Origin of the sequence: [Clostridium] scindens (genome assembly GCF_019597925.1) — a bacterium.
GTDB lineage: Bacteria > Bacillota > Clostridia > Lachnospirales > Lachnospiraceae > Clostridium_AP.
In genome coordinates this window covers 1,300,383-1,312,953 of record NZ_CP080442.1, presented here as the reverse complement: position 1 = coordinate 1,312,953, position 12,571 = coordinate 1,300,383, and the positions used below count along the sequence as shown (strand labels likewise).

The window sequence follows — 12,571 nt, the reverse complement described above, 5'->3', positions numbered from 1 at the left end:
CATCTATTCTTTCACAAATCTGCGGTATATATACTCGTTAGCCTCCTGCTCCTGGCTGTCATCCAATGGTAAAAGCGTCATCGGCCCATACTTTCTCTCCAATGCTTTCTGAATCAGGTAATCACAGATCTGGGGATTTTTTGGAAGCAATGGGCCGTGCAGGTAAGTACCTATCACATTCTTATATACCACTCCTTCATATCCGCTTTTCCCATCATTGCCGGAACCATATAATACTTTTCCAAACGGCTTATTATCATTAATGTAGGTTCGTCCGCCATGATTCTCAAAACCAACGACCGGCATATCCGCTAACTCGCTCTGGAGCACGATATTGTCAATCAGTCTTCCTTCTTCCTGCTCCGTATAGATATCCACCAGATTCAGGCCTTCAATCATGCCGTCATCCGTCTTATAGTATCTTCCCAGCAGCTGGTATCCGCCGCAGACGGCAATAACCACGCCGTCATCTTCTACGTACTCCTGAAATTGATCCCGAATCCTCAGGAGATTCTGGCATACGATCGCCTGCTCCCTGTCTGAGCCGCCGCCAAGCAGCACGATGTCCAGTCTGGAAAAATCAATCTCGTCGCCTGTGTTGAATTCGATCGTCTCTGCCTCTATCCCCCGCCACTGGCAGCGCTTCATCATGCAGGCGATATTGCCTCTATCCCCATACAGGTTCAGAAGGTCAGGATAGAGATGCCCGATCGTTATCTTCATGTCTGCCATATCCATCACTTCTCCCCCTCCAATCTCTTTAATACATTCCGGGTGCTAAATAACGCGGTATAGTTCACAAGAACATACAGGTTGCCGCATCCATCTTCTATGCGCCCGCGGACAGCCTTTTCTACGTCTGCCTCAAGCACAGTCGGGATGTCGACGTATTTCATGCGCAGCCGCATGTCCTGGCACCGGATTCCGCTGACTGTGATAGAACTTATGCTGTCATTCTTAAACCGGTCAAAGTCCACATCCCACAGCCAGGATATATCGGTTCCGTCCTGCGCGTTATCATTGATTACGATAATAATATCCTTGGGAGCATCATCCTGCATCACGGCGGATATGTTCTGGTTAAAGCCTGCCGGATTCTTGGCAAGATTCAGCAGGATCTTCGTTTCTTTTACCTGGAACTGCTCCATGCGTCCGTTCTCTGGATTGAATCTTAACAGCATCTCATTGAAGTGTTCCAGCGCAAGGCCGCATGTCCTGGCTGCCGCATAGGCTGCCAGTATGTTATAGACATTGTAGAATCCCTTGTAATTCGCCTCGATCCTTTGTCCTTCCACCGTAAACGCCAACCTGCTGCCAACTTCTACTTCCAAAGCGTCAAAGTCTATCTGCGGACGCTTGAAATCACACCCGGTGCAGGCATAATCGCCCAGCTGGCTGTAATGGTAGAAACGATACTGAAGCGGCGCGCCGCAGCGCTTGCAGAAACGCCCTTCCCGGATCTCTCTGGAATCCTCATCCTCAACCACCTTCTCGCTGATGCCATAAGTGACATAAGGATTGCCGCTGTCTATCGCCAGATATGCGGACAGGGCGTCGTCTCCATTGACGATCACCTTCATATCCGGAGCATCCTGCATGACGCCTTTCAGGATATTCATAGTAATATCAATCTCCCCATACCGGTCCAGCTGGTCTCTGAATAGATTGGTCAGCACCATATAATCCGGCTTAAAGTGGGGAAAAACCCTTCTTGTGGATGCCTCGTCCACCTCGATGCAGGCATAGTCCGCATGAAGGCTTCCTCCGTTCCCGGCTCCCAGCACGAAAGCCGCCACCACGCCGTTCAGCATGTTGGAGCCTGTGTGGTTGCAGATGACACGGTATCCCTCAGCCTCTAAGGCCGCGCAAAGCATATTGTTGGTGGTCGTCTTTCCGTTGGTGCCGCAAACGATAAAGATATCCTTCTTTACCTGCCCTGCCAGTTCTTTCAGTATGGTTGGACATATCTTTAAAGCGATCTTTCCCGCCCATGTCACGCCCTGGCGATGGAATACATGGACGCTGATTTTCTCGGTAATCTTGGCTGCCCAAATGGCCAGCATTCTGCGTAGTCTCATATTTTTATTTTTCCTCAATTAATTTCGTAATATTTTCCGGCTCCGGCATAGAGCGGATCGCGCCTTTCTTCATGGTGATCAGCGCCGCTCCTGCGTTCGCGTAAGTCAGCATATCCCCTAAGTTCTCTTCTGTGAGCCCTTCCAGCCCATGGGTCAGAAGCCCGTGGATAGAGCAGCCGCAGAACGTATCCCCGGCGCCTGTAGTCTCAATAGCCTTTACCTGGAATCCCTTTCTCTCCACCCGCATATCCTTGTAATACGCACGGCTTCCATCCTTTCCCATGGTCAGGAAGATCAGGGGAATGTTGTATTTGTCCTGGAGATAGCGGATTCCTTCATCGTAATCTTCCTTGCCTGATACGAACTGGATCTCATTATCGGAGATCTTCAGCATATCACAGTATTGGAATCCATACTCCATCTGCTTCTTGGCCTCGTCCAGGGAATTCCAGAGCGGAGGGCGCAAGTTCGGATCAAAGGTGATCAGGCAGCCTGCTTCTTTAGCTACCTCCAGCGCTTTCTTTGTCGCGGATCTGACAGGCTCGTCTGTCATAGAAAGGGTTCCAAAATGGAAGATCCTGGACTGGCGGATCAAGTCATAATCCACCTCGTCTTCTGTCAGCATCATATCTGCCCCTGGCTTGCGGTAGAAAGAAAACTCCCTGTCCCCATCCGGGAAAGTATGTACAAATGCCAGCGTCGTATGGATCTCCTTGTCCAGAATCAGACCCTTCGTCTCTATTCCCAGTTCATCAATCGTTCCTTTTAAAAGGCGTCCGAACTGATCCTCTCCCACCTTTCCGATAAAGGCAGTCTTACGTCCTAATTTATTGAGCATCGCCAGTACATTGCATGGCGCGCCTCCCGGACAAGCCTCAAACAGATTATTCCCCTGCTCGCTTTGTCCATTCAATGTAAAGTCAATCAACATCTCGCCCATTGCAGTTACATCATATAATTTTTCCATACCCAATACTCCTTATCCAAACATTTTTAAACATTTTACCACACTATGAATAATTTTTAAAGTGCCCGTAGACGCGTTGCTAAGTTCCTGGCTTATTCGCCAAATAGCAAAAGAGAAGCCAACGCTTCTCTTTTATATTTCCAGTTTCTATGCGATCACCTGGACTCCTCCAAGGATTACATAGGATATGAACCACATAATGACAGTCGCTATGCAGATACCCAAAATAACTGCCGGGAATGCCTTCTTAAACTTTACGCCAAGGAGGGCTGCGATCAGGGATCCTGTCCAGGCTCCTGTCCCGGGCAGTGGGATTCCAACAAACAGCACCAGTCCCCAGAACTCGTATTTCTCTATCTTATCGCTTTTGCTCATGGCCTTTGCCTCCAGTTTATCCACCATCGGCTTGAAGGTCTTCGTCCCCTTCATCCATTTAAAGATCGGAGTGATCAAGAGCAGGATAAACGGCACTGGAATAATGTTGCCGATAATACATAGAGGAATTGCCGTCGCTACCGGCACGCCAAGCAATGGGCCTGCCACAAGCAGGGCGCCTCGAAGTTCCAGGATCGGTATCATGGATATGATAAATACGATCGCTTCCTTTCCAACACTTCCGCTAAGGGCATCGATAATGCTTTGCACTAAAGTTTCAGTCATAGAATTCTCCTTTATTTGTTCATATATTTTCTAAGAAAAGCAAACAAGGCTTCCATCTCTTCCCTGGTTCCTATCGTAATCCGCATATACTGCTCGATCCGTTTGCTTCCCCAATAGCGGACATAGATATCGTTCGCTTTTAATGCTTCAAACATTTCCTTTGCATCATATTCCGGATGCATGGCAAATATGAAGTTTGCCTGAGATTCCAGGCACTTAAAACCAAGTTTCTCCAGTTCTTCCTTTGCCCATTCCCTGGTCTTAATGATCTTTTGGATTCCTTCCTCAAAATACCGGACATCCTTGACTGCCTCGACTCCGCAGGCCAGCGACGTCTGGTTCATCGTGTAAGAATTAAAGGAATATTTCGCATCATTGAGATATTGGATCAGTACCGGATTGCCAATGGCATATCCGATCCGCATCCCAGCCATGGAGCGGGCTTTTGAAAATGTCTGCACGACCAGAAGATTCTCGTACTTATCAATCAATTCCAGTGCGGACCGTCCCGCAAAGTCGATGTATGCCTCATCCACAATGACGATGACATCTTGGTTGTGGGCGATGATATCCTCCACCACATCCAGTTCTTCATAGATGGCGGTTGGGGCGTTGGGATTCGGGAAGATGACTCCACCGTTCTCCTTGTAATAATCCTCTTTCACTATACGGAAGTCCTCATCCAGTTCCTGGCATTCATACGGAATCCGGTATAATTCTGCCCACACCTTGTAAAAGGAATAGGTGACGTCAGGAAACAGCAGCGGCTTCTCGGAATTAAAAAATGTCAGGAAGCACATGGACAGCACGTCATCTGATCCCACTCCTACAAATACCTGATCAGGCTGCACCTGGTAGAATCTGGCGAGTTCCTCCACCAGAGGCGTCGCTGCCGGATCCGGATACAGGCGGAGCCGGTCCGTCTCCATCCCTTTTAAGGCTTTCGCAACCCCGGGTGCCGGGGGATATGGATTTTCGTTGGTGTTCAGCTTAATCACCTTGCGCTGGGGCTGCTCCCCGGGAACGTAAGGCTCAACTTTTCGTATGTTCTTTTCAAATGCCTTCATGACTCATCCCTCTAGAAATACTCTTTTGCCAGTTCCTTAAACTTTGGAAGGGCGTTTACGATCGTGTCGTAGGATACGCAGTACGCAATTCTCACATATCCAGGACACGCAAAGGAACTTCCCGGCACGATCAGAATATTATACTTCTTGGCAGCCGCGCAGAATTCCTTTTCATCCGAAACCGGAGACTTTACGAACAGATAGAATGCCCCCTGTGGCTTGATGCACTCGAATCCGCATTCCTTCAGGCCATTGTAGAGAGTCTCCCTGTTCCTGTCATAGTAAGAGATGTCCGTCTTCTCATTGATGCACTTCGCCACCACCTTCTGCTGCAAGGTCGGCGCGTTTACAAAGCCAAGGATGCGGGTCGCAACGCCTGCCGCGGCCAGTATCGTCTCACTGTCTTCCACTTCGTCCGGAATGACCAGATATCCGATACGCTCTCCCGGAAGCGACAGGGACTTGCTGTAAGAATAGCCTACGATCGTATTGTCATAATACTTCGTAAGGTAAGGAACCTCTGCCCCGTCATAGACCAGCTCGCGGTAAGGCTCATCTGCGATGAGATAGATATCCGTGCCGTGTTCTTTCTGCTTTGCCTCCATGATAGCAGCCATCTTCTTAATGGTCTCTTCGGAATAAACTACGCCGGTAGGATTGTTTGGCGTATTCACGATGACAGCCTTGGTCTTTGGCGTGATCTTTAATTCGAACTCGTCCAGCTTCGGCTGAAAATCCGTCGTATTCGGTGAGATCTCTACGATCACCCCGTCATAGTTATTGGTATAAGAACGGTATTCTCCAAAATATGGAGCAAATGCGATTACTTCATCCCCCGGATTCAGCAAGGTCTTAAGTATGACATTCAGGCCTCCTGCGGCGCCAACCGTCATCACGATATTCTTGCCTTCAAAACTAGTGCCAAAGCGCGCGTTCAGCGACTCCGCCACAGTCTCCCTCACGTCTGCATAGCCGGCATTGCTGTTCGTATAGCCATGAAGCACGACCGGATCATCTTCATCCAGCAATTCGATAATGGCATTTTTCACCGCTTCCGGCGCAGCCACATTCGGATTGCCCAGGCTGAAGTCATATACATTTTCCGCTCCATAGATTTCCGCAAGGCGATTGCCTTCTTCGAACATTGCCCGGATTGCGGAACTATTTGCTACCATGTTCTTCATTTTCTCTGCTATCATAATCTTTTCTCCTTTTCTTTATTCTCTATGCACGCTCAGTTACTCTTCCTTTTTCGACCATGAAAACCGGACGGTAGGATAATTTGGCTTTTCTAAGGCCTTCCGCGCCCGTATCTTCTTCCCGGTTCACATACGTATAGTCCTGGCACTCATGCTCTACAAACTGCTGGTTGATCATAGGATACGCGCCCTGGATATCGGCAAATGCCTTCTCGATATGGACCACGAACGTATCGGAACAGACCGGCTCCCCAAGCGTGAACGCTATGATCTCTCCATCTACCTTAAGAATACCTCCTGCAAGTTCCAATTCTTCAAACAGACGAAGCGCGTTCAGCGTTACGCAGATTTCGCCTCTTTTCTCCGGATCATCCTCGCACCCGTTCTGATTGCGCCACTTGAGAGCCATCTGGAAGCAGTCCTCCAGATTCTCCTTGGTCACGCTCTCATAAGACCAGCGTCCCTCATACATCGTCTTGAATTTATTAATATGGTTCCGCTTTCCGTGCAGCTTCTTGCCGGAGAGCGTTGCCAGCTTCTCTGCCTCATACACATAGTCCGCCAGATCCCTATTATACTCGATCTGGAATCTTCCCGGATACCATTCTTCCAGCATATCAAAATTATCCGGCGTTACATTATACATCTGGAAGGGAATGCCCCTCTCCTTACTGTACTCCATAAGCACTTCCAGCGCCTTTTTCACATTCTCCGGCTCTCCGGCCGGGTATGCAAATGCCAGATGCTTCTCATCCTCGCTTTTGAATACCAGCGCATCTTCCACGATTGCCCACTTGACAGGATACTGCCTGGACCATAAATACACATTGGCAAATGTCCTCTCACAGCTTCTGCTGGTATGGTGCTTAAAATAATGAGAAATAACTTCCTTATCCTCTAATTCTGCTCGCTTAAACTGTATTTCCTTCATATTTTACCTTCTTTGAATCTTTCCAATTTTAATTACACGTTTTCTAGTATACCACATTTTTTTTATTTTTTCTTCTATTTATTACATATTTGCAGCACAATTTCTTCAAATATCACTTTACAGATGATTTCCATATAAAAGAAGCCATTGCGCTAATGGCCTTAGCGCAACAGCTCCATACACTGTAATTTTCTTTCCCTGATATTTATTTTTTTACCAAGAGGCCTCTCTACCTGTTCTTCGCTTTTATGCGCTCGCCGTTTGGCCCTTCATACTCTCTTCCCCATCCTGTCAGTACCGCGAATACAAATACTGCAAACAAGGCAATACAGTGGAAGGTCGCTCCTGCCAGGGCAATCGGATTGATGGCATTAATAAAGGAATACTCTTCCATCAGCCCGGTCACGCAGCTGATCACGATAAAGATAAAGGAACTGGTGAATGGTATGATCACGGACAGCGTGCTTGCGAAGCCATCCAGCAGGTTGGAACGCCGGTAAGGATGAAGTCCGCTCTCCTGCCCGATCTTGTCGGCGATCGGCCCATACATGATGATTGCCGGCCCATTGGCTGATCCAAGGCAGATGGAAGTAAGGATGATTCCAAAGCCAATGATGAATTCTGATCCAATGATCGATTTGTTCAACTTGCTCTTTAGCAGGGCATCGATCATCTTCTGCATCATGCCGCTTTCATTAAGTACCCCTATAATGCCGGCTACCGCATACAGATAACCCACCGTTCCCAGCATGTTCTTAATGCCGTCGATCGCAAATCCTGCCAAAGCGCCGTCTTCCACAGAAACGATATCTGCAGGCGTAAGGATCCCTGCTACAAGCCCGATGACTGTACCGGATATAATTCCCCATGTGACTGCAATGAATATATCTCTTTTGATGATGGCTACGGCAAGAAGTACCACGACCGGAATCAGCATGATGAGCCCTTTCGGATCCTTGTATGCTTCCAGAATCTCTTTTCCTGCCGGATCTCCTGCGCCTGCGTTGCCGAGCACGAGATACAGGACGCATGCGATGAACATGGCAACAAGAACATACTTCATACGGGTAGCTACAACGCCGCCGATATCGGCCGTTCCCTTTTTATTTTTGTAACTCTGGGAAGCCGCAGATGCGATCGTCGTATCAGATATTGGAGCAACATTGTCTCCGAATATGGCTCCGGACAGGATCGCGCCTGCGAGATATAAAGGATGCGCGCCCAGCAGGATTCCTGATGGATAAAGAATCGGAAACCCTGAGAATAGCGTTCCTATAGAGGTTCCGGTTGACATGGATATAATACTGGTGGCAATAAACGCAAATACGACAAACATGCCGCCGTGAAGCCCCATAGAATCTCCAAGCCAGACGAAGCCCTGGGCAACGCCGCCGCGTGACATCATCTTAGCAAAGATGCCTACTACCAGCAGGATCAGCGCCAGCGTGTTCATCATCTCCGATGTCATTCCTTTGACAACTGCCCTCCAGTAGCAGCCCCAGTTCTTTGCAAAAAGGCTTCCTATAATTAATACAAGTATTCCGCCCATGCACAGGCCTTCCATCTCAAATACCTTAAAGACTACAAATAGCATGATACAGACAACTACGAACAATATAAGCGGCAGTACAGCGAAAAAACTACCTCCTCTAAATTCCAAACGTTCTTCTTTCTTTTCTTCCATTCTATGCACCCTCCTTTTCCTTTAGATTTTTCACACGGTTTTCAAAATAATTGGTCCCCCACACGCTCAGCACGATCAATATTCCTCCTACAGCCTGATACCAATACAGATGTTCCTTCACGATGAGCACTCCCGCCGCAATGGATATCACCGTTGCAAGATTGATAAACACCGCCGCATTCACTGCCTTCAGCTTAGAGAGCATATAATTCATACAGAAAAACGCCACAGCCGATGTCCCGATGCTAAGTTCCAGTACGACGAACATCATCTTCCCGGAACGAAACGGGATGAGATACGCTTCCAGTACCTGGCGGTCGAATATTCCCTGAATGAGCGAGATGCATGTGAATATCACGGCTCCCAGGCACAGCATCGTATATGTGATCTCTACGGATGAGAAATAGGTGGAATATTTCCGCGAGAGCACATTATTAATTGAGCCTCCCAGTACGGATATGAGCATCAGCAAGATGCCGAAAAACGTCCCCTCATTTCCGCTGCTCTTTGCAAACACCACCGTAACCATCACGCCAGTCACAGATACAATGATAAAAAACACCTGTATGCCCATCGGCTTTTCCTTCAATATCAAGATGCCGAACAAGGTCACGAATATTGGCATAATCGAGACCAATATCCCTGCCTGGGAAGATGATACATACTTCAGGCTGATGGTCTCAAAAAAGAATGAGATCCCGGGATAAAACACTGACAGTATGATCACGCCCCTCACCGGCTTATTCTTATAGTCTATATGTATGATTCCAAATGCCCTTAAGATTGTCATAAAGGCGGCAGCCAGCACAAATCGGAAACTCATCAGGACCATCGGGGGAATCTCGGCCAGCCCCTGCTGCGTCACCAGAAAGGACAGGCCGAAAAAAACTGCCATCACAATACCTGCCGTATAAGGCAGAATTCCTGCTTTCTTCAAATTTTATTTCTCCTCGGTAATCTTGATCAGCGCATCTACCCCTTTCGCCCCTTTGCCTTTTTCATACAAAAACAAAGGATTGATATCAAGTTCCTCGATAGACGGCTGATTTCCCACGAGTTCCGATACCTTCAGGAGACAGTCTGCCAGGGCGTCCATATCGTATTCCGTTCCTCTGGCGCCTGTTATGATCTGGTACAGTTTTGTCTCCTTTATCATTTTCACTGCTTCCTTCCTATCCACTGGAAGCAGCCTGAGCGCAATATCCTTGAACACTTCTACGTAGATGCCGCCGCTTCCTGTCATGATCACCGGTCCGAACTGGGGATCCTTCTTCATCCCAACGATGACCTCCAGGCCTTCTGCGGCCATCTCCTGAATCAGCACGCCGTCTATGGCTGCATCTGCCTTGTAGGCTTTGGCATTCTCCAGGATCTGCGCGTACTTCTCTTCCACCTCTTCTTTTTCCACGCCGAGAAAGACGCAGCCTGCTTCTGTCTTGTGCTGGATGTCCGCGGATAATATCTTCATGACAATGGGAAATTCCAGTTCCCTGGCAATCCCCACAGCCTCCTCTTTCGATGCGGCCACCCTGCTTTTTGCCATAGGCACCCCGTATTCAGAAAGAAGGTTCTTCGCTTCCAGCTCATTTAAAAATCTACTCATCTGCCTCTTCCTCCTGCTCCTTTAAGAATTGGCCATAGGCCGTCATATGGCTCATTGCCTTCACGCAGTGGGCTGGCGTGTCAAACGTATGAATTCCGGCGCGTTCCAGGATCTGCCGGCATTCCCACACATAGTTTCCCGCCATGATGCAGATACAGACTGGCTTTTTCTTCTGGTATCCTTCCTCCACCAGCAGATGGATCAGCCCCTCGGCCAGTTCCCTTCTCGGAAGAAAGGTAGGCACCACCGTGACGAAGATCACGCTGTCCGTCGCCTCGTCATCCATGACGATCCGAAGGCTTTCCACATGATGCGCTACCGTAGCTGCTGCCGTGATGTCCGCGTACCCCTCCGGGGAGCAGATATTTGCCATAGGCGGCAGCGCCTCCTTCAACTTTTCCTTCGTCACATCGGATACCATGGGAAATGCAAGGTTCTTTTCATCCACGAACGCATCCGTGCAATAGATTCCCGGACCGCCTGCCTGTGTAAGAAGAAAACAGTTTGGCCCCTCTGGTATCTTCATGGCGTCGAATGCCTGAAGCGTATCCATCATATCCTCAATCGTGTACACCCTTATAATCCCATATTGCCGGAATGCCGCGTCATAGACGGAATCAGCCCCGGCAAGGGAGCCGGTATGGGAATTGGCCGCCTTCGCGCCGATGCTGCTCCGCCCCACCTTTAGGATGACGACTGGCTTCTTCCTGGCAATCCTGGACAGCGTATCCATCAGTCTTCGTCCATCCGGATATCCTTCCAGATACATGCCGATCACCTTCGTGTCCTCATCCTGCTCAAAGTACTCCAGCAGGTCGATACAGTCCACATCCGCCATATTTCCTATGGAGATGAATTTGTTCATGGAGATCGGCGCCGGGCCGGACGCTCCCATCATCAGGATGGAAGCCGCCATCGCTCCGCTCTGGGAGATAAAACTGATTCCTCCCTTCTGCCCTCTCATTTCTTTTGGAATAAGCGTCTCCACAAATGTGGTGTCCACGCGGTTAATATTGTCGATGATGCCGATGCAGTTCGGCCCCACCACCCGGATGCCGTATCTTTTTGCCGTCTGGATGAGGCATTCCTGCCTTTTAATGCCTTCTTCTGTCTTTGTCTCTCCATAGTCTGCGGCGATGCAAACGATCACCTTCACATCCTGCCGCTCTTCCATACGCGCTTCCAGGTCATCCATAATGTCATAGATCATCTTGGCCGGAGTTCCCAGCACTACCAGTTCCACCGTATCTTCAATCTGGGAAAGCTTCTTATAACATTTCCGTCCGAGGATCTCGTCAGCCGACATTGTCACGGGAAATACTTTTTTTGGATATCCAATCTGATTCAGGTTGTAGATGACCGTATAGCCGGCTTTCAATGGATTATTGCTGGCTCCGATCACCGCAATGTTCTCAGGATTGAATAATGCGTCTAAATTGTGTCCCATGTATTCCCTCCTTCTTCTTGTTAAAGGTCGGCAAGCTTCGTAAGCCGGTTCCATTTGTAATCCACCAGTTCCTGGATTTCCGCTATCTCATCTTCGTTCAGATGCTTGAATTTCTTCATCCGGCTCAAGTATTCTTTCACCGCCTTTGGCTCCTTGAATGTCTTGTTGATCGTAAATGTGCCGTTCTCCACTTCATAGAGCGGGAAAAAGTTCGTCTCCACAGCCAGCCTTGACACCTCGATACTCGTATCCGGCTTTATGCCCCATCCGGTCAGGCACGGATTGAATACGTGGAGATAAGCCAGGCCTTTCTTTGACGCCTCCATGGCTTTTTCGAGTTTTCTTACCATGTCCGGGATATAGGCAGGGGAACAGGTTGCCATATATGGGATATCATGCATGGCCATCACCATCGGGAAGTCTTTCTTGTGCTGCTTTTTGCCGCCCCGCCCTTCTTTGCTTATGGGCGTCGTGGTAGTCCATGAATACTTCGTGGTGGCGCTGCTTCTCTGATACCCTGTGTTCATATATCCTTCGTTGTCGTAGCAGATATAGATCAATTTGTCCCCGCGCTCCGCCGCGCCGGACAGGCACTGCATGCCGGCATCCGTGGACGCTCCGTCGCCCGCGAAGGCAACTACGTTCACATCTCTGCCCTGCTTTTCATAGTGCATCTTGATGCCTGCCAGCATGGATGCCACATTGTCAAGCAGCGGGAAGAATACTGGAATCTTTGAGCCGGACTGGGTATCCCATCCTACAACGCCTACTCCTCCCATACACCCGGGAGGCACCGCATAGATGGTGTTAGGTCCCAGCACCTTCATGCATGTTCGAAGCGTCAGTTCCACGTTGCATCCCACACAGGCCGATATGCCTGGAGAGACCATATCCTCTTTGGACGCTAATTTGTCTACTATATTCATTCTTCTTCA

General features: G+C 48.9%; 12 protein-coding genes. All 12 read right to left on the bottom strand.

Annotation, left to right across the window (positions count from 1 at the left end; all coding sequences use genetic code 11):
• Positions 1-3 precede the first annotated feature (3 nt).
• Positions 4-723: a type 1 glutamine amidotransferase gene (locus K0036_RS06305; RefSeq protein WP_025644325.1), complete on the bottom strand. Its 720-nt coding sequence runs from the start codon at positions 721-723 to the stop codon at positions 4-6.
• A 14-nt stretch (positions 724-737) separates the two neighbouring features.
• Complete coding sequence (locus K0036_RS06300) at positions 738-2,078, bottom strand: MurT ligase domain-containing protein (RefSeq protein ID WP_025644327.1); 1,341 nt, start codon at positions 2,076-2,078, stop codon at positions 738-740.
• A gap of 4 nt (positions 2,079-2,082) precedes the next feature.
• Positions 2,083-3,045, bottom strand: a complete 963-nt coding sequence (locus tag K0036_RS06295) for a carbohydrate kinase family protein (protein ID WP_025644329.1) — start codon at positions 3,043-3,045, stop codon at positions 2,083-2,085.
• 147 nt (positions 3,046-3,192) lie between these two features.
• On the bottom strand, positions 3,193-3,705 hold the full coding sequence (locus K0036_RS06290) for a COG2426 family protein (RefSeq protein ID WP_025644331.1): 513 nt from the start codon (positions 3,703-3,705) through the stop codon (positions 3,193-3,195).
• 11 nt (positions 3,706-3,716) lie between these two features.
• Positions 3,717-4,772: a histidinol-phosphate transaminase gene (gene hisC / locus K0036_RS06285; protein ID WP_025644333.1), complete on the bottom strand. Its 1,056-nt coding sequence runs from the start codon at positions 4,770-4,772 to the stop codon at positions 3,717-3,719.
• Positions 4,773-4,783: 11 nt separating this feature from the next.
• Complete coding sequence (locus K0036_RS06280) at positions 4,784-5,971, bottom strand: pyridoxal phosphate-dependent aminotransferase (protein ID WP_220430972.1); 1,188 nt, start codon at positions 5,969-5,971, stop codon at positions 4,784-4,786.
• A gap of 25 nt (positions 5,972-5,996) precedes the next feature.
• A complete protein-coding gene (locus tag K0036_RS06275; protein ID WP_025644337.1) occupies positions 5,997-6,902 on the bottom strand; it encodes a DUF2156 domain-containing protein in 906 nt (301 codons plus the stop codon).
• A gap of 229 nt (positions 6,903-7,131) precedes the next feature.
• Positions 7,132-8,586, bottom strand: coding sequence for a Na+/H+ antiporter NhaC family protein (locus tag K0036_RS06270; protein WP_220430971.1), 1,455 nt, complete (start codon positions 8,584-8,586; stop codon positions 7,132-7,134).
• A 1-nt stretch (position 8,587) separates the two neighbouring features.
• A complete protein-coding gene (locus K0036_RS06265; protein WP_220430970.1) occupies positions 8,588-9,523 on the bottom strand; it encodes a DMT family transporter in 936 nt (311 codons plus the stop codon).
• Positions 9,524-9,526: 3 nt separating this feature from the next.
• A complete protein-coding gene (locus K0036_RS06260) occupies positions 9,527-10,189 on the bottom strand; it encodes an acetate--CoA ligase family protein (protein WP_220430969.1) in 663 nt (220 codons plus the stop codon).
• Complete coding sequence (locus tag K0036_RS06255; RefSeq protein ID WP_025644343.1) at positions 10,182-11,636, bottom strand: acetate--CoA ligase family protein; 1,455 nt, start codon at positions 11,634-11,636, stop codon at positions 10,182-10,184. Before K0036_RS06255 ends, K0036_RS06260 begins: the two co-directional genes overlap by 8 nt.
• 20 nt (positions 11,637-11,656) lie before the next feature.
• Positions 11,657-12,562, bottom strand: coding sequence for a thiamine pyrophosphate-dependent enzyme (locus tag K0036_RS06250; RefSeq protein ID WP_025644345.1), 906 nt, complete (start codon positions 12,560-12,562; stop codon positions 11,657-11,659).
• Positions 12,563-12,571: the final 9 nt, after the last annotated feature.